13 protein-coding genes are annotated in these 18,785 nt (G+C 59.6%); 11 read left to right on the forward strand and 2 right to left on the reverse strand.

Annotated features, from left to right (window positions below):
• The first annotated feature begins 1 nt into the window (after position 1).
• From I6H87_RS33995 to I6H87_RS34660, 9 genes are all read left to right on the forward strand, one after another.
• Positions 2-1,045: a TrbL/VirB6 family protein gene (locus tag I6H87_RS33995; protein WP_041688754.1), complete on the forward strand. Its 1,044-nt coding sequence runs from the start codon at positions 2-4 to the stop codon at positions 1,043-1,045.
• Complete coding sequence (locus I6H87_RS34000; RefSeq protein WP_011154277.1) at positions 1,045-2,301, forward strand: TraI domain-containing protein; 1,257 nt, start codon at positions 1,045-1,047, stop codon at positions 2,299-2,301. Before I6H87_RS33995 ends, I6H87_RS34000 begins: the two co-directional genes overlap by 1 nt.
• The gene (gene traD / locus I6H87_RS34005; protein ID WP_011154278.1) at positions 2,298-4,163 is read left to right on the forward strand and encodes a conjugative transfer system coupling protein TraD; all 1,866 of its coding nucleotides are present in this window, start codon (positions 2,298-2,300) and stop codon (positions 4,161-4,163) included. Before I6H87_RS34000 ends, traD begins: the two co-directional genes overlap by 4 nt.
• Positions 4,164-4,169: 6 nt before the next feature.
• Complete coding sequence (locus I6H87_RS34010; protein ID WP_011154279.1) at positions 4,170-4,676, forward strand: hypothetical protein; 507 nt, start codon at positions 4,170-4,172, stop codon at positions 4,674-4,676.
• Entirely contained in the window at positions 4,651-4,947 is a 297-nt protein-coding gene (locus tag I6H87_RS34015; protein WP_011154280.1) for a hypothetical protein, read from the forward strand. The genes I6H87_RS34010 and I6H87_RS34015 overlap by 26 nt, the downstream gene beginning before the upstream one ends.
• Position 4,948: 1 nt before the next feature.
• Positions 4,949-5,566: an IncC plasmid conjugative DNA transfer DtrJ family protein gene (locus I6H87_RS34020; RefSeq protein ID WP_011154281.1), complete on the forward strand. Its 618-nt coding sequence runs from the start codon at positions 4,949-4,951 to the stop codon at positions 5,564-5,566.
• A 54-nt stretch (positions 5,567-5,620) separates the two neighbouring features.
• Complete coding sequence (locus I6H87_RS34025) at positions 5,621-6,472, forward strand: hypothetical protein (protein ID WP_011154282.1); 852 nt, start codon at positions 5,621-5,623, stop codon at positions 6,470-6,472.
• Between the two features lie 177 nt (positions 6,473-6,649).
• Entirely contained in the window at positions 6,650-8,377 is a 1,728-nt protein-coding gene (locus I6H87_RS34030) for an ATP-dependent helicase (protein ID WP_011154283.1), read from the forward strand.
• A 319-nt stretch (positions 8,378-8,696) separates the two neighbouring features.
• Positions 8,697-9,887, forward strand: a complete 1,191-nt coding sequence (locus I6H87_RS34660) for a helix-turn-helix domain-containing protein (protein ID WP_011154284.1) — start codon at positions 8,697-8,699, stop codon at positions 9,885-9,887.
• A 390-nt stretch (positions 9,888-10,277) separates the two neighbouring features.
• Here the strand turns inward: I6H87_RS34660 and I6H87_RS34040 are convergent, their stop codons facing one another.
• Entirely contained in the window at positions 10,278-11,645 is a 1,368-nt protein-coding gene (locus I6H87_RS34040; protein WP_011154285.1) for a replication initiation protein, read from the reverse strand.
• 1,362 nt (positions 11,646-13,007) lie between these two features.
• Between I6H87_RS34040 and I6H87_RS34045 the strand changes: the two genes are divergently transcribed.
• Both I6H87_RS34045 and I6H87_RS34050 read left to right on the forward strand, forming a co-directional pair.
• Positions 13,008-14,204, forward strand: coding sequence for a ParA family protein (locus tag I6H87_RS34045; protein WP_011154286.1), 1,197 nt, complete (start codon positions 13,008-13,010; stop codon positions 14,202-14,204).
• Positions 14,205-15,191, forward strand: coding sequence for a ParB/RepB/Spo0J family partition protein (locus tag I6H87_RS34050; RefSeq protein WP_011154287.1), 987 nt, complete (start codon positions 14,205-14,207; stop codon positions 15,189-15,191).
• Between the two features lie 1,697 nt (positions 15,192-16,888).
• On the opposite strand, the gene I6H87_RS34055 is transcribed toward I6H87_RS34050, so the two are convergent.
• Complete coding sequence (locus I6H87_RS34055) at positions 16,889-18,745, reverse strand: site-specific integrase (RefSeq protein WP_041688756.1); 1,857 nt, start codon at positions 18,743-18,745, stop codon at positions 16,889-16,891.
• Positions 18,746-18,785: the final 40 nt, after the last annotated feature.

Below are 18,785 nucleotides of genomic sequence, written 5' to 3' on the forward strand. Positions count from 1 at the left end.
CATGCTATTGCGTCTATTGATTCTACTGGTCACTGCTGCGCTATTGCACGCAAACGTGGCTTTCGCTCAGACCGAGATTCCCCCCTTGATGATTGGGTCGCAGGCGGAAGAATCCACCAAGACCCCGCCGTCATTCTCCGGACAGAAAGGGACGATCGCCGAATCTCTCAAAAGTTGGGTCGGCCAGTTCGAGTCGTTTCGCAGCGGCCTGATCGCAAGCGCTACACCGCTGAGTCAGACCATCCGATCGGAGACCGACAAGGTGGCTTATGGCTTAGCACTCATCACGCTGACTCTGGCCGGCATCCGATTCGCTGCAACGAACGATCCGACCACGGCGTGGACGGACATTTTTGAGGCGTTCATGCTCTTGGGGATCTTCGCAGGGATCTATTTGGGGTACGACAAGTTCGCACCGGGAATTTTTGACTGGTTCAAAATGCTCGGCGACAAGATCGCCGGTACTCGCTCCAGCAATCCGGCCTTGACGCTCATCTCGGTAGGCACCGGCTTCCTCGACACCTACAACAAGGCTATGGACGCGGCAAGCGGCCTCTCCGTCCTTAGCGTAGCCCTTTCCGGGATCGTCCTCATCATTACATTTGTGGTCTGTGCGGTTGCAGCGCTGCTCTACAGCTTCTTCATCGCTTTAGGGGAGGTTCAGGCCGCCGTCGGCATCGTCGTGGGCCCTCTCGCTGTCGCGCTCGCATTCTCGGATTATTCGCGCCGCTTCTTCGTCTCTTGGCTCGATTTCATGATTAGCGCCTCGATGTACACGGTCGTTGCCTCCGTCATGGCGCGACTCGTCTCCAGCGCATTCACTTCCACCATGGTCGATCAGACTGACATCGGCACCCAGTCCCTTGCGGGCGCTGCCTATGCGCTCGGCGTCGCGATTTTCATGCTGCTTGTCGCACTGGAGATCCCCAAGATGGCGGGCGCAATCTTCGGCTCCGGAGGCGGGCTGAGCGGGGGTGCGGCCGGGCGTCTGGGCATGAAAGCCGCTAGCGGAATCGGCGGGTTCCTGGCCAAGAAGGGCAAGTGATGACGGACCATCACCACCTGACTCCAGCGGCTTTGCTGGCATCCCACGACAGCCGCCTGGCGTTGGTCCGACAGTATGCCAACGAATCGGATGACGGAGACTTCCGCACGAAGTGGCTGAGCGTCCTGGATCGATGTGCCGCCTGGTTCTCCAGCATGCCGCTTCGGCCGACAGAGCACGCCGAGCCTGGTGGGGCATTCCGCGCGACGGTCGAAGCCGCGTACTTCGCCATGCGACTGTCCGGCGCCCAGAAGTTTGCCGCAGACCAGACCTCGGAACGCCGGCGCAAGCTCGAGCCTCAGTACCTGTATGCGCTGTTCCTCGCCGCGTGCTGTTCGCGGCTGGACGAGCCCTGCCGCCACTTCCAGTTTCACCGGATGCGCGATGGAGCGGAATGGGTTCCTGCCGCACACGGGGCATTCGGCGCGTGGCTTGGCGATGACACCTACCGGGTCACCCGCCGTGAGGCACCTCTTCCGAGCGAGCGGATGCGCACGGCACTACTCGCGCGGGAAATTCTGGGTACGGAGCGGTTAGGCGCATTTGACAGCCAGGTACTGACCGATTTGTTCGGCGCCATCAACCCAGATCCACGGCCAGCCGGCCTGGAAACGCTGCTGCACAAGGTGGTGCGTCAGGCCATCGAAACCGTCACCCAGTTCGAGTTGAAGGCCCGTCGGGCGGCATTTGCCCCGGACACAACGCCTGCCCCGTCAGCACAAGCGCTGGCTGTTGATGCCATCACCGGCGCGTCGACGCCGCCCGCGCAGGCGAGAACGGAGACGGCGCCCGTACCCGAGACGGGGACGGCGACGCCCGTGGAAGTGGAGCAACCGGAGACTACGACCGAGGCGGATCCAAGCTCCCCAGCCGGACTCCATCAGGCCGGCAGCGATGCGAGCGCGCAGCACCGTGCGTCGCCTAACGCCGTACAGCTCGACGGTGCCCGATCCTTACGCAAAGAAGCACCGGCCGAGGATCCATTCAAGGCGATTGCAGGCACCTCGAACCTCATGCGCGAATTCTTCAAGGCGCTCTCCCAGGACGCGGCCGCCGGCAAGACGAAGGTAACCCGGGTTGAGGGAAAGGTTGCCATCAGTAAGCGCTCGCTCGGCAACTATGGCATTGCCTCCGAGACGCTCATCGAAAATCTGCGCAAGTTCAAGCATCTCTACAAGATCGTGGGGCAAGACATCCTGCTGGTCAACGAAGTTGGCGACCTGATCCTGCCTGCCTCCCAAGCCCCTGAAGCATGAACCAGTACATTAACCACTTCCGTCCCATCTACGAGTTCCGCGCGGTCGTCGGTTGGGCATTGGCTGTCCTGCTGCTTCTGGTGAGCGGCATGCCCAACAGTGGCTACTTTGCGCTGGGTGGCATGGCATTCCTGCTCTTTCGCTCCAGCCAGGTGTGGCGTGCGCTCAGGTTCCGTCTTTCCATCTCCACGAAGTGGCTAACCCTCGTCCGGATCGATGATCTCCTGACACAGAGCCGCAAGTTGCGCTCGGATGACAAGGACGACGATGCCATGTATTTGGGTACCGGCTACGAATGGACCCAGAAGCATTGTCAGATTGCCCACGACATCCTGCGTATGCCGTCGAGCGACATCCCGGGCCTGCCAAAGTGGCTGCCGAAGGACACCGTCAAGGCCATCGAGAAGACGTTCGCCCCGGAGAACAGCATTGCCGACCGATCGCCCCAGGGCAAATCCTGGATCGGTGGCATGGAATCCCTGCGCATTCCCGTCCCCTTTCACTACAAGGCAATGGGCGGCCACACCTCGATCAGCGGCACGACTGGCTCCGGGAAGACCCGAACGTTCGAACTCATCTCGACACAGGTCATTCACAACCCGAATGACATTTTGATCGCGATTGATCCCAAGAATGATCCCGACTGGGTCGCCAGGTGCAAGCGCGAATGCGAGCGGACCGGCCGCAAGTTCCTGTACTGGAAACAGGCCGCACCATCGCAGTCTATCCGGTTGAATCCGCTGGAAAACTGGTCTCAGCCCTCGGAGATCCCAACGCGTATCGCCCAACTGATGGAGGAAGGCCCTTTCCGCCAGTTCGCCTTCCTGTTCATCGACCGCGCCGTGAAAGGCGAGCTCTATGTCGGCGACAAGCCGAACCTGCGATCGATCCTGCAGTACGCACAGAACGGCATCAACAATCTTCTTGAGCGTGGGCTGGAGCGCTTCTTCCCCGAAGCCGGGAAGCCGGATTGGGAAGAGGAAGCCGCGGGATATATGCAGAAGGTTGCACAGAAGGCGGGTGGCACCCGGCTGGACGCCATGGTCAGCCTGTACATCGACCGATTCTCGAAGCTCGGTAACGGGCATGAAGCGATCGACGGCCTCATCTCTACCTATCAACACGACCGCGATCACTACGGCCGGATCATCGCATCCGCCCTGCCCCTGCTGCAGATGCTGGCGACCGGCGAGACCGGCTTGATGCTTGCGCCGAAGGCGGACGATTTTGAGGATGACCGCGAGATCTGGGATATCGACAAGGTCATCAAGCAGAAGGCCGTGCTGTATGTTGGGGCGGACTCCCTATCGAATTCGATGGTGGCCCAGGCTGTCATGTCGATGCTGCTTGCGGACATCGCTTCTGTCGCGGGTGCGATCTACAACTTCTACGCCAAACCACCTGAGATCGTCCTGGTGGTCGACGAAGCGGCCGAGGCCATCAACGAGCAATTGCTTCAGCTGTTGAACAAGGGCCGCGGCGCCGGCTTCAAGGCCTTCGTTGCCTACCAGACCCGCTCCGACTTCACGGCCAAGCTGGGAAACGTGGCCAAAATGCAGCAGGTTTTGGGCAATTTGAACAACCAGATCGTCTTACGATTGGAAGACATCGACACGGCGCAATGGTTCTCCGAAAAGGCCGGTACCACCGCTATTCGCAACCTGGTCGTGTCGAGCAGCACCAGCACCGGAACCGAGGCCCACATCGGCGAGTTCAGCGGGTCGGTGTCCCGTTCGGCCCAGCTTGAGAAGGTACCCCTGATTCCGCACGACCTTGTCATGCAACTGCCGAACCTGCAGTACTTCTTGCGAATCTCTGGGGGCGCTGTCTACCAGGGCCGAATTCCCATCATCAAAGACTAAACACCAATGCGCAGCAGCCTGTTCCGACAAATCGTCAAGGATTACAAGCTCTCGGCGAAGCTTTCGCCGGTGTTTTCCCTATCGCCGGACCTCGATGACATTTGCACGCGAGTGGTCGACTACATCGGTGTCAACTTCCGCGTCCGAGAGGAACCTCTGGTCAAGGAAATGCTGGCTGATGGCATCGCCGCCTGGCGTGCCGCGCGCAAGCAAGGCGATCCGAACGTCGCCTTCATGAAAGGCCTGTTCTCCCGCGCACATGAACTCTATGGCAAGCGGTACGCGGCATTCAAAGGCGAGAAGTACAACGTCTGGTACCCGTTTCACGAGTCCATTCCGGCGTTCGAGCTGCGCCAGCCCGAAGGCTATGTCTGCCGGGTCGTCGACGAACCAGCGCCAGGCGCAATCACACAACGCTGCGCTGCGTTTCAGCTCGCCGCCCGCGTGCTGACGGGCTACACCTTTACCCGCTACTTCGAGAACTACGATGTCGCTGGCAACTTTGCACAATGACGCACGCCGGCTTGCGATCCGCCTCAAGCAGGTGCCGGCGCGCATGGCTGCCAGACTTTGCGGCGTAGACCCGGCGCTCGCCCTGCACATGCACGAGTGGTTGACGGCTCCGCCTCCGGGCGCGCCGGCAATGCCGCAAGCCTTCACCACAGAAGCGGCGGCAGCGTGCTTTGCGCTCATCAAGATCTCCGTGGTGAAGCCGGCTGTCTTCTGGGGCGCGTTGGTCGCCTTTCTGAGCCTGCCGGTATTGCTCGCCCTGCGATGGAGTTGACATGGCAAATAGCCGATTCGCGTCGCACGTCCGTCTGTGGCTGATCTTTTCGCCGCTGATGATCTGCACGCTCGCTCCGTTCATCCAGGACGAAAGCGCCTTCGAAATCAGTGAAGCGGAACAGGCCTCGGTTGAGCGCGTGCTCGGCCAGGAAAAGGCCGACGTCGCCGTGACACTGGCCAATGCCCGCTTTCGCCAATGGTTCATCGAGAGCGGCGTTGTCAAGTCGTCGTTCTCCGGCTCCGACGCCCAGACCGGATTTGCCGATAACGGCGCGTCTGACTTCGGTAGAAGTTGGATGCAGCACTTCTGGCTAACGATCTACCGCGCACTGTATCGTGCCGCGGTCGGCCATTATTGGCTCGTTGGCGCAATCGTGCTGTTCCTTGCCCTGTTCAATGATGGAACCGTGTCGCGCAAGATCCGCGCTGCGGGCGCCGGCTTTGCCAATCCGGTGTCCTTCCATGTGGCGGCACACGGCTTGATGCTCTGCTTTGGCTTCGGCGCGTCCGCCCTGCTCTTACCCCTTCCCATGCTGGCGACCTGGTGGACCTTCGGGGTCTGCCTGGTCGGCCTGCTCTGCTGGCGCCTTGCAGCGTCATTCCACGTCGGCAAGTAGCCGGCTCCGCAACGACTAACAAGGCCGGGTGTCCGGCCTCCTATAGGAGAAATCATGACCACGACCGATCTGACCCCTGCAGATGAGCCGCTCCAGGAAGTTGGTCCGACCGACGATACTGTTGCACTGCTCGCTGAACCGCCTACCACGCTTGGCTCGATTGATAGCTCCGGCGATGTCGAGACAGAGCTCGCGGAGATGGAGCAGTCGGCCGACGTATTGCGCAACGAGGGTCTGATCTCGACAGCGGACCATGAGGAGCGCAAGGCCAAAGTGGAACGTACTCGCAAGTTGTTTCGTGATCTGCCCTCCGAGGACCGCCAGGCGATCGTTCGCCGTCGTCGCGAACTCGGTCTGCTGATCCTCAATCGCGAGCTTGCCGGCGCGGCAGTCGTTCCCGTGGCGCTGAAGCTCAATCACACGCGCCTGCGCCCGCTCTTCGAGCAGTGGTGGCCATACATGAACCGCATGTCGCTGAACCTGCAGCGCTTCGGGGCGGCTACTTTCTCGCGCACCGAACTGTCGACGCTCGAGAACTACCTCGAACGCGAGCTCTCGAAGATCGAGGACTATGTGGACGAACAGCTGCGTGTGGCGAAAGCCTACCGCGAGCAACGGGAACAGGAGATGCGAGCGAGAGGCGAGATCGTGTTCGTCCCGACGATCCAGCGCCCGTCCCTTGCGCTCGAGGTCCAGGCCTACTCGCGCTTTTCCGTGCGTGCCCTGCAGGTTCTGATCAAGTTCGATCAAACCATGGACCAGTTCGACTTTATGGTCTGGAACGGCATCCGTGACCAGAGCGACGTCAACGATGAAGTCACGCGCTTCCTACGCAAGTTCCAGCCGCTGGGCCTGCGCAGCTACACCACTCACCTGAGGTTGATGACGACGGTGCGCTGTATTTGACCACAGGAATTGATGTGACATGGTGTCACTTGGTGTGAGCTGGTGAGACCACGTGGGACATGATCTCACTTCCGAACGAATCAATAGGCGTCGACATCTGCCCCGAGGTACCACTTCGGGGCACTTGCTGTTTTGAACCGGCACCAAGTGCCACTTACTGCCACACTGCGATCCGCCATGTCGCTCGAAAAGGTATTGGAAGGACTGAACCCCGCCCAGCGCGAGGTGGTCGACCTCCGTCAGCACTGCGTCGCCGTGGCCGTGCCAGGCGCCGGAAAGACAGCGACGATTGCGGCCAAGGCAGCAGTGCTGCTCGCCAACCCAGACGTGACGGTGGGCGCGGTAACGTTCAGCAAGGACGCCGCGGTCGAATTGCGTGACCGGATCCTGGCGCTAGCCGGTGCCGATGCCAGGAAGCGACTGCTCGCGGGCACCTTTCATTCGCTGGCCTATAAGCAGCTCGGGAAGGGAACCGGCAAGCTCACCGATATCGTCCACGACGGCGTTCGATTCGCTATCGTCGGGCAGATCCTGCAGGAAGGGGGATTTGATGGGAAGGTCGAGGACGCGATCGCCGCGATTGAGCGCGCCAAGATGCAACTGTCCGACCCGCCTTCAGGAACCGTGGAGGCTCAGTTGTATGAAGCCTACCAGAGTGCTCTGGCCCGAAACGGCAAGATCGACTTTCAGGACATGCTGCGGTTGGCTGTAGCTGGAATGCAAAGCGGAACAATTGCGCCCTACCGTATGACGTACCTGCTTGTCGATGAGTACCAGGATTGCGACAGCTTGCAATCACGCTGGACGGCGCTGCACGCGGCGGCCGGTTCGATAGTGACGGTGGTCGGGGACGATGATCAGTCGATCTACGGATTTCGAAGTGCGCTCGGATTTCGAGGCATGGAGGCATTCATCAAAGAGTTCGACGCGCGGTCAGTCATCCTCGGGAAGAACTACCGCTCACATGCCGAGATCCTGGACGTCGCGGATCGGGTCATTCGAAACAACGAGGACCGTATCCTGAAGGAGCTGGTAGCCCATCGCGGGCCTGGCGGCGCTATCGAGTTCAAGCGTTTGGAGGACGAGTACAAGGAGGCGGTTTCGGCCGTTGAGGCGCTGACACCGGTTTTGCGGGCTGGCAAAACGGCGGCCGTGCTGGCGCGGACGAACCGCATTCTCGATCCATTGGAGGCCGTCTGCCGCTCGCACGGTGTCAAGTATTACAGGGCAGCCGGCCGCTCTATTCTCGATCGCCCGGAGGCAGCGTTGATGGGGGACCTACTGGAACTGATTCAGAAGTCCAAGGACTCTGGCACCGATGCCCTGCTAGGTTTCGCCGGAATTGGCTCGCATGAACTGCAGCTGCTACACACGCAGACTGCGGCGAAGCCGGAGGGATCGATTCCGCGAAAAAAGAACCTGGTGCAGGCCGGGATCGCAGAAGCAACAGTCGACAAGTATCGCGACTTCCTAAAGAAGCTGGCGGAATGGCAAGCGCTCTTTGAGCGCCAGTTCTTTTCCCTCGTTCTCGATGGCGTGCGCGAATGGATGCTCAAGTTTGTTGCGGACGACCCGGGCAAGCGCGCTATCAATACCGCGTTTGACGTCCTGACGCGGCTGAACGGTCCATTTTCGGAACGACTCTTGTTTCTGCGCCAAAAGAATAACGAACCGGCCGACGACGCCTTGGTGCTGACGACCATGCATGCCTCCAAGGGACGCGAATGGTCGGCTGTTGTTGTGATCCGGGCCGAGGAAACCATCGTTCCGGACGAAGCCAGTCCGGAGAGTGAGGAGCGTCGACTGTTCTACGTTGCCCTCACGCGCGCGCGCGACTGGCTGCAGATTTCTACGGCAAAGAAGAACCCCACGTCCCGGTTCGTTATTGAAGCCGGGCTAACTTGATTTGTTAAGCAGCCGGTCATTCGTGGTGTCTGCTGGTTGCGAGCTCCCTGCCATCGTGTGTGCCACAGCCGTCCGGCACGTCATTTTTGTGCGTAGCGGTGGCACTCGGATTTCAAGGAGGGGTTGTTGAGCCCGTAGGCATCCTCATAAGCGAAAAAAGCCTGGAGTTGCAGCTCCAAGGCTTTTAATCGGCATTGACAACAGGCGTAGCAGGCTTCGAAACCCTCTTGACTCGTCCAACAACAAGACAGTCCGAGTTTATGAAGCCCACCCTTCGTTGTCAATGCTCCCCCACAAGTTTGCGCATTGACCGAAGAAGATGAGCTATCGCTTCGACGGGCTTCCTATTGCCCCAAGAACAACAACGTGTGGCGGTGCGCCGCACTCTCCGGCCCCTATCGAAAGCGAAGCTTCGAAACGCAAGGCAGCCAGGTGCGATGCCCGCCGGCTGCCCGAGCGGGTTCTCAGAGCGATCGCGTTGGTCTACGAGTCCGATGGGCTTCGGGCTTTGCACATCACCAATCGCCAAGTCTTGGCAACGCTCATCCGCTTCGCTCTGAATCAGAAGGATCCTACCTCGCTCGCCTTCATAAAGAAGGCAACGATCGCGCAGCACCTCTCGATTAGCGAGGCCACTGTCTATCGGGCGCTTGGCACACTTGAAGATGCCGGGCTTATTGAGCGTGAAAGGCAGCAACGCACGAGGGCGCAGCTCGAGGTCGTTGGGCGGATCGGGTTCACCGCAAAGTTGCTACAGTGTATCGGGCTCGCCGGCAGGGAGCTTGGGTACCCAGAACCTCAAACGGACTCCGACGAGTCGCGGTCCCGCTCCGCATGTCTCGCACCAGTGAGTGGCGTAAACAACCCCAAGCAGTCTTCTACGAAGAAACATTCGGGCCCGAGAGAGTTTGTGCAAATTCACGATCGGGCTGTGCCCATTGATCTAGCGCCTCTCGTGCGCGACCAAGAGCTGACGACGTCCGCCCTCTTCCTTCTGATGCGGCTCGCGAGAGAGGCCGGCCACAGACTGTCGGACGTTGTCTCGGCGGCGGGTCATGTTCTTGGGCCGCTGCGGGGACGAGAGCTGTTCGCCTACCTCAAGTCGCTCCTCGGAAAGCCCATAGACTATAGCTATGTCGTTCAAACTCGGAAGGCCCAAGAAGACGAGAGGCGCGCAACCGCCGCGCAGGCGGCGCAAGACCGGCTGGAGGTTGCCCAACTCGTTGAGCGATACCGTGGGCAACGGGTGTCCGCACCTGACGGTCGGATCTACGAGGTCGACTCGGCCTCGATTGTGATCACCGAGGCCAACGGTCGGCGGAGTTCATTAGGGCACGACCAGGCGCGCGCCTGGCTGATCGAGATGGACAGAGCAGCGACTGGGCTCTCGCGTGCCTTGGCCCAGCCGTCGTCAGCGACACGGTCATCGTCGGCCATGGCACAGGCCGCTATTGAGCAACTTCGCAGCATCCTCGGTGGCAGACCTGCACCCAACATGGTAGGTGGCTGAGCTCGGAGGTCTAGTTACACGCTCCAACGTGCTTGCAGGCCTTGAACCACCCGCTTGAGAGCGCTTCAACTCGCTTGGGGGCGCTATGGCGCGCTCGAAGGCGCTAGACCGAAACAGCTGGGGCGGCAACGCGCCAAGTCAAAGTCCGTGACCCGCGAAACCCCCGCTACGCGTCGACAGCCGCTTAGCGGGGGTGGGAGAGTTCATCCCACGGTGTCCTCTCGGAGGCGGATTTTGAGTCCGCTGCCTGCAACCAGCACGGCAAGACCTCGGGCATTCTCGGGAGCAGTCCGCAATCAGACTTGTACACTGGCTTCGAATGGTTAGATCGACGCAGCGGGGCTTTGCTTTAGCTGGCGTTGAGTTTGTGGTGAAGTAACGCTGGTGTGCTCAGATCAGACTTGCTGAGGCCGCTGCACCTACTCGCTTGGCGGCCTTCGCCGCCTTGTGCACGCGACTGGCCACGAAGCCTCCAAACGTGCTTCGAACATTAGGGTCATTGATGTACTCATGCACGTTCAGGATCGCCACGTTAAGTCTTCGCGCAAGAAGCTTGGCAGCCTGAGACTGACAAAATTCGGAGATCATGTCCGATTGCTGCTCAGTGGACAGCTTGTTGTAGGCTTCCCAACCGAAATCAGCTTCTCGTTGGTCGCGCTCGGCGCCAGCAGCCTTCACGCGGGCCTCGCGCTCAGCCATCTCCTGGTCAGCAGCCTTACGAGTTGACTCTACAATGGCCGACTGATGATGAATCTGCTTGTCGAGTTCACCAAGCAAGTAGCCCTCGCGAAGGGCCTTCATGAAATAACCACCTGCTCGCACCTTCACCTTGCCAACTTTCACGTTGTGCCGGGTGTACTCCATGGCCTGGTGGATTCGCTCGTCGTTGTACAGGTCGCGGTTGGTAATAATCTCGTTGAATTCGGACTGGTTGAGGGCGAACTCTTTGCGCAACGTCTCATAGACGTTGCGAAGCACGATGAACGCGGTCTTTTGCTCGTTGGGCTGCTCGGTAACGTTCAATCGGAATCGGACTTGGCCGATTTTTTTTGAACCGGGCACATTAAGTGTAAGCATCTCAATGTGGAGTCCGGTCACTTCGCGAATTTCGGAGATGGCTACCTCAAGGACTTTACTTCGGAAGTGCTTGAAGAGATCGTAGGTTTTCTTCTCGCACTCTAGCCAAGCTCGTAGGGCTTGAACTTCGAACCAAGGGGTAATGCCCTCAACCATGAATTGTTGTAGTCGGTCGTACAGGACCTTAGAGTGCACCGACTTGAATACATAGCGCAGGCTAAGAAAGTGGGAAGATTTTGGGTTCTTGATGGCGCGCTGTAGCCGTTCAGGAAGCTCGAAGATGAACTCCCCTTTTTCGATGAATGCTGAGCCCATTAGGGGCACTGCACCCCAGCGATCTTTGGAAGGGTCTTCGACGTCGATCTCGTTAAGCTCGATAGCCGCTTTCTGGGCTTCGCGAACGAGCTTGCTTAGGTGGCGTCTGTTGTTGCTCGTTGTGGCCAGAAGCCACTTGAACAAGCCGACATCGACCCGGTATTCGCGCCGGACTTCTTGGTCTTCAGCTACAAGAAAGTAAGCAACATCGATAAGGCGACGGCCTGCCAGACTGAGGTCGATGATTTTGACGAAGGCATTGCTGCGACGGAAGCCCAAATCCTTGGGTGCTTCCGTGACGCTCTGGCCTCGAGGAGCGAAGTCCTCGAACAATGCCAAGGCTAATTGTTGCGATGCGCTTTCCATACCACTTCCCTCCTTCGGGCAGGAGGTTGCAGGGGAAAGGTCGAAAAGTCAAAACATTTCTTGTGACTTTGCCTTCCCTGTCGTCTGGTCGGCGTCCCAGCGATGGTGTGGCCGAATTTGGTCAACGATAGGAATTTGCGGTCGCGGTTCGGGACAATTCTGGTGACCGTTCTTGGAGTCGGATGCTTGGTTCCTGCGGTGGGGGTTGTTCGACGTGCCCGGCTTTAAGATCTGTCTATAGGAGCGCGGGGTGGGTTAGTTTGTTGTTTTTATAAACAGAACACCACTTACTAGAGGCAGCAGGCTTGTCAATAAAATCAATGACTTAGTTTGGAAAGGTCACTTTTGTGGTTCCAAAGGTCGCCGATTTTGTCGGGCAAGGTTACTAGATGTGGTCGAAAGGACACCGGATTTGGCCGGGTCTCCCAGATCGATGGACTGTCGGCTCTGACAAGGTCACCAAAATTGTCCTCAAGGTCACAAGATTTGTTCGATTCCGGTCCTAAGCCTAGCCCCACAAGGATCTGCGAGCGGTTTGGCCGACGCACGGTCACAGGAATTGTATTTCTGCGGGGAAGGGCTTGGTACGCAGCCACAGATGGAGCAAGGTCACCAAGATTGTCCGTAATTGCGGCAACAACAGGCTCGCTGAGATCGCTGGATTGACCCTACACGGGCAACAAGGTCATCAGAATTGTCTGTCCGGTTGCTGGAGTGGGAGCCAAGGTCACAAGATTTGTACGATCTGGGCCTCTAACCATCTGGCAAGGTCACCAGAATTGTGCGAGCTACCCGCGGGTTACTGGCGGAAGGCACATTGCGCAGCAGTCACCTATGGAGTTGTCAAGAAGTTGGTGGCCTTTTTTTGCCAGTTGCCGGTGATGAGTATTCCGCAGCAGCCAAAGTCGCCGGTCTTCATCCGTTGTTTTAAGGGATAGCAACGCCCGTAGGAACGTGGTGACCTTTTCCGCATAGCGATGCGTACAATTTTGGTGACTTTGCCCGGGTAAGGTCGCTAGTAGAAGAACTCCGCTGCGGGCCCGACGCTAATCTGCAGAACCACAAAACAGTGAATTCGTACAATTGATGGTGACTTTGCCTATTACCCAAGGATTCACCGGTCGTGGTGCGCCGTTCGGTGTCTTCCGCGTGCGGTCTTTATGGAGGCGACGGCTTAAGTCAATCTTTTCCCCCGCGTGAGTTACGCTCTGGGCCGGACTGGCCTCATCAGATACGGCGAATCGCGCACATAGAGCCCCCCTGGGCGTCACTTTTTCGCCAAAAGTGCGTACAAATACGTGAAGTTTCCCCGTTGGTCGCGTATTCTACGTTTCATCCTGAATTTCACATGGAACGTTGAATATGGTGGTGAAGAGCGAATTAACCGAGATTGACCGGACTGTCACGATTGGTTCAATGAGTGACTTTTCGAAGAAGCTTCAAAAACTTACTGAGGAACTTCGCGAACATATCCTGGCACCTCGCCCTCGGAAAAGTCCGCCCACGTTCACCTCCACCCAGGTTGCCGAAATGTGCGGTATCGACCGTGCGCGGCTTCATTATCTGGCAACGAAAGACGGGAGCACACTTCCGGCCGGTGAGCTTCATGGGCGCGTACGCCAATTTACGCTTGGTGAGACTCGGAAGTGGGTTCAACAAGCTTCACAGGTGAAGCCGTCCCCGCTACTAAGAAAGGGCGAAGCGGATGGTCGCGTTCTGATTTCTGCCAACTTCAAGGGTGGTAGTTGCAAGACGACTTCGAGTATGTGCCTGGCGCAGGGATTAAGTTTGCGCGGCCGCAAGGTGCTGCTGGTTGACTTGGACCCTCAGGCATCGCTGACCGAATTGTGCGGCCTGTATGCCGAGAAGATGATTGTCGAGGAAAGCACCGTTCTGCCGTACATCTACAGCCCTGAAGACTTTACGCTTGAGAGCGTCATTCAGGAGACGTATTGGGATGGGGTTGATGTCATCCCTGCGCATCCATCTTTGTTCTCCGCCGAGTTTCATATCCCGGCGATGGCAAGCAAGTCGGCGAATTATCGCTTCTGGACGCTGTTACGTAAGGGCTTGGAGCCACTTCGAAAAAAATACGACTATATCGTGTTGGATTCGGCACCTTCGCTATCCTACCTGACTATCAACGGCCTGATGGCTGCGGACGCCATGGTGATGCCTTTGGTGCCGGAAAGTCTCGACTTCATTAGCTCGGTATCGTTCTGGAGTCTGTTCTCCGATATGGCGGACAGCTTCAAGAACATCGAAGGAAACAAAACCTACGACTTTGTGAGCATTCTGCTTTCGAAGGTTGACTATGGCGTAGCGTCTTCGGCTCCGATAGTTCGCTCCTGGGTACAACGAGCCTATGGCGATTGGATGAGCCCAATTGAAGTGCCGGCGAGCTCCGTGATGAGTAACGGGGCTCTCGCACTTGCGACGGTCTTCGACATTAGTAAGTTCGAGGGCAGCAACAAGACATTCCAGCGTGTGCGCATTCCGTTCGACGAATATTGCCGTTGGGTGGATGAGTTTTACGCCGGAAAGTGGGAGGACGCTTAAATGAATATGCGCAAGCGCATGCTGGAGCAAACCGCAAATTTGACTCCTGCTAATGAAATCAAAGTGGAAATCGCCCCCCAAGTTGCAGACCGGCCGAAAACTGCACCAGGGATGATGGCGGCCTTGAGTGCGGCACAGCTTCGGATTCAAGAATTGGAGTCCCAAGGGGCTGCAAGCACCGTTCCGGTCGAGAAGATTCGGCCGAATCCCTGGCAGCCGCGGATAAAGTTTGACGAGAGCAGTCTCACTGAGCTCGCGGAGAGCATTAAGGAACTGGGCCTAATGCAGCCCATTCTCGTTCGACGAGTCACGCCGGACAACGGAGAATCCTATTTCGAGCTGATTGCCGGTGAGCGCCGTTGGCGCGCTCACCAGGTGCTGGGTCTACAAGAAATCAAGGCGCTCATCACGGATGCGTCAGATGCAGATATGGCCGTCCTCGCTTTGGCCGAGAATGTCAGCCGTGAAGACCTCACCGACTACGAAATTGGCAAGGCGATGCGCCGTGCCGAGAAGGAATTTCCAGACAGGAAGCGGATGGCTGAATCCATGGGGATGAGCCGGAGCACGCTCTATCGATATTTTGCCTTCGACAATCTACCCGAATTCATGCGTGTAGATCTGGAGAAGAACCCTTCGCTTTTCAGCGGTACCGCGGCAAGTGACACCTACGCCGTGCTCAAGAAGCATGGCGAGCCAGCTGTTGCAGCGGCTCGCGAGGTCTGGAAGCAACTTGTAGATGGTAGCCTTGAGCAGTCGAAGGTCGCCAAGCTGCTGGAGGCTTCGCTACTTCGTCGTGAAGCGACGCCTGTAACTTCCCAGCGTGACATTCATAAAGTCTATGCCGGCAAGACTCAGGCCGGCAGTATTACCAAGGACTCCGTGAGCTTTACCGTAAAGCTTAAAAGTGCTGTCCTGACTGCCGCTCAAGAGGAGCGGATACGGACGGTTATCAATGAACTTTTCGACGGAGGACCGCAACGTTAACAGTTGTCGTCTCCAGACTATTCGAACCCCTCACTGAGGGGTTTTTTTGTGTTCTGAGTCGGAGTGGCCTTGTCAGAAGCGGAGTTTGTCGGTGCGAACGGTGCAATGTGGTCCCATCGACAGCCCGAGCAACGTGTTCCGAGTCGGAACACGACGTCATCAGGCACACGATCCCAAACGATTCGAACGGCTGCACCGATGCGCTCATCGACGCCTCCGGGTGTACTGGAAGCCGGCGCGCCGCATAGTCGAAGCCTACTTCGAGTTGATGTTGAACCCGCACATCCATTGCGTGCCTCGGTGCAAGAGCGACTTCAACACGCGATGCGGATTGATCTGCTCGCCCATAGCCTGATCCGGTCGAGCTTCGAGCCTCACCCCACGATGCTCACGCAGCATCTGGATACCATTGGAGCCTCGGAGCACACGCCCGCCAACTAGACGCCATCGTGGGACAAGCGTTGGCGCCGATCCGATTGCACGCTCGCCTGCTGACCTACCTCTCTGAGGTGAGCAACATGACCGCTCCGCTCCTGTTGGTTGAGATCGTCTCGGAACGGCGCGTTAACAAAAGCACTATCGCCTGCCCAAACGACTCACGGCTTTGCTGCCAACAGGAGACCCCCCAGATGAATAACGCTTCCGAGTAAGTCACTGGAAGGCTTCGTGTTCCGACTCGGAACACCGAAGCTCAAAGGTCTGAAGCAGCATCACCCGACTAAGGCGGGTCGTGCGGGTGTCCGTGTTCTGACTTGGAACGCAGCTGAGTTTGTCCCGGCGATACCTCGGGCGAGCGCATTATGGGCGTCAATGGAGGTCGCTTACGGGGACCCTTGTAGGGCAGGCACTGCAAACGGACAGCAGCAATAGCTTTGCGGCGCAAGATCGCGCTGTTATGGAGCGCTGACGGCCGAGGACACGTCGCCTGAAAGAGTGCGACATGATAAAGGCGGGCGCCGAGCGCCGGCTCTCATAGGGGGACCGAGTTTGGCATCCGTGGCCACACCTCTCAATGAGTTGCCTTACGTCACCCAGAGCTTGCATGCCCCGGATTCGTCTCGTCTCAACTTGCGACATACCCTCGCGGGATCCCGCGACACGATGGCGCAAGGACCGACAGCAAGGTCACAAAGTTTGTACGAATCCTAGTTGCAAGGCCTCCGTAAGCCCTGTGCGCGGACTTGTTTAGCGCCGGACTCTGCCGCTAACGGACAATCGACGGTGACCTTGCCTGTTGGGGAGCATCGGAACAGAACAATATTGGTGACCTTGCGAGAGCCTGCCTGCCGCGCTACGCATTCCGCTGCCTCCACAGAAGGATTCCGGATCGGGGGCATCCTGGAAAGGTCAACGCGCTCCCGTACTCGCCGGCTGAGTGCCATTGCCCGTCTGTTGGCCAGAAGGGCAGTGAGGGGGCCCGGCGCCGCAAAGGGCTTGCCGGCGAACGCACAAGCCACTTCTTCCAGTGCCTAGTGGGTGGCGTCGTGCTAGCGTTGCGGTGACCCAAGGGCGGGCCGTACGTCGGTCATGGCACGCCAGCTGCAGCAGATGCGTGGCATGCGCATGCTGCAGTCAGTGCGTCGACGCGGCGCGCTGCCTGGGCCACCTGCTCGCCTTGGCCCTCGCGCTCCAGGCGGTCGGCCGCCTCGGCGAAAGCCGCGCGCGCGATCGCGTAGACACCCAGTCCTGGAAAGCCGCTAACTTTGGATGCTGTACAGCTTCGCCATGGCGGCAATACCGCGCCTGCGTTCCGCGCGGACATACAGCGAGGTCGTTTGCAGCGAGGCGTGGCCCAACAGCCTTTGGAGGACATCGGTGGGGATATCGTTGGCCACCGCGTGCGTGGCGAAGGTGTGCCGCAGCGCATGGGGCGCGGCCTTGCGCAGCAAGTGGCGCTCGGCCTCGTCAATCGGCAGGGTACTGTCTTCCGCGATGCGAAGCAGCGTGGTTGTCAGCACCCGGTAAAGCCCGTCTGGCGAAAATCCCTCTCCGCTCAGGACCGGCAAGCCCTCCCGCAGCGTCAGGTGCTTGCTGCGGGCGGTGCGCGTCGAGGGCAGCGACACCGGCGACAGCAACGCCAGATCCTGGTGCACGTCTTCAAAATCGTGGCCCCGATCGGCCCAGTGCGCCCGCAGCGCCTCGATCACGCGTGGCGGCAGGAACACCGTGCGCCATTTGCCGCGCTTGCCGAGCAGCGCCAACTCCCACAGGCCATCGGGGATGCCGGCCTGCTCGGGGACGGGCTTCAGGTGACTGCGGCGCGCGCGGGCGACCTCCTCCCGGCGCGCCCCACTGCAGCCCATCAGCAGCACCGCTGCGCGCGCTAGGCGACATTGCGCACCCGGTGTGTCGGCGTCCTTTGCGCTCAGCGGGCCGGCTGGCGCCGTCGCGCTGAACCTGACACAAAGCCGGTCGAGGAGGCCGTCGCGCCGCGTCAGCGACTCCCACAGCTGACCGGGCAAGGCCTTGTCGATCGCCATCGGCACCTCTCGCTGCGCGATGATGGGATCCTTGACCATCAGCCAGGGATTGCCGCCCAGATAGCGCACGCCCACCAGCCAGGCAAAGAAACCCCGCAGCACCAGCACCGCATAGCGCTGCGACTCCGGCTGGAGCGGGCCGGCGAAGGGGCGCCAGCGCGCGGAGGCGCGTGGCGCCTTGGTGCCGATCCACGCCGGGTCCGGCTGCGCCAGGAAGTCCTTGTAGCGCTCGCAGTCGTCGGCGCCCACGCTCGACAGCGCGGTGCGGCGAGCGCAGATGCACCAGAGCAGGAAGCGCTCCAGTTCCTTCTGGTAGGCGCGGGCGGTCTTGTCCCGCTCGCGGAAGCGGGATAGGTAGGCCTGCACGGCCTCCAGGTCGTCGCGTGCCGCGATCAGGCACCAGCCGGGCGCGCGATTGCGGCCCTCGCTGCCGTCGAGGGCCGGCACCACCCGCCGCACCTGCTCCAGCGGGACCAGACAGCTAGCGCCGTCCGCTCCCAGGTCCACGCGGTCCTCGCGCGGCGTGTCGTCGGCCACCACCAGGGTGCCCAGCGCTTCCGCCTGGGCCTGCAGCCACCGCTCGATCGCCCGTGCCTTGCCCGTGCCCAGCCGCGGCACCGGTAGATACCAGCGCTTGCCGCGCAACGTGATGTACGCCATCAGCTGCGCCAGCGTCTGAATGTCCTCCTGCCGCAACGCGCGCGACACGATGGGGCGGAACCAGGCGGACACCGGGTCTTCGGGCTGCGGCCGCGACACGTCGTGGTCGGCGGCGCGCACCAGGTAGTCAATGGCGGTCTTCGGCCAGCGATTGAAGCGCCGTGCATCCGCCAGGCTTGCCGACAGGTATGGATTGCTCAGGCAGACGCGTTCGACCAGATGGTCGCGCATCGCATCGAGCCGGGCCTCCAGCTGCGCCGGCGTGCCGATGCCGGCCTTGGCCAGCGCTTCCTCGTCATAGACGCGCTCGAGGATATGCGCGGTCGGAATGCGGTTGAGCCGAAAGCGCAGGGCCGTGAAGTCGGCGCGGGTATAGCGAATGACGGTGGTGGCGACCTGGTTGTGTTGGGCCATGGCAGTAGGAGTCGGCAGGTGGCCTCATCTTACCTGATAA

The organism is Cupriavidus necator (assembly GCF_016127575.1).
Classification (GTDB): domain Bacteria; phylum Pseudomonadota; class Gammaproteobacteria; order Burkholderiales; family Burkholderiaceae; genus Cupriavidus; species Cupriavidus necator_D.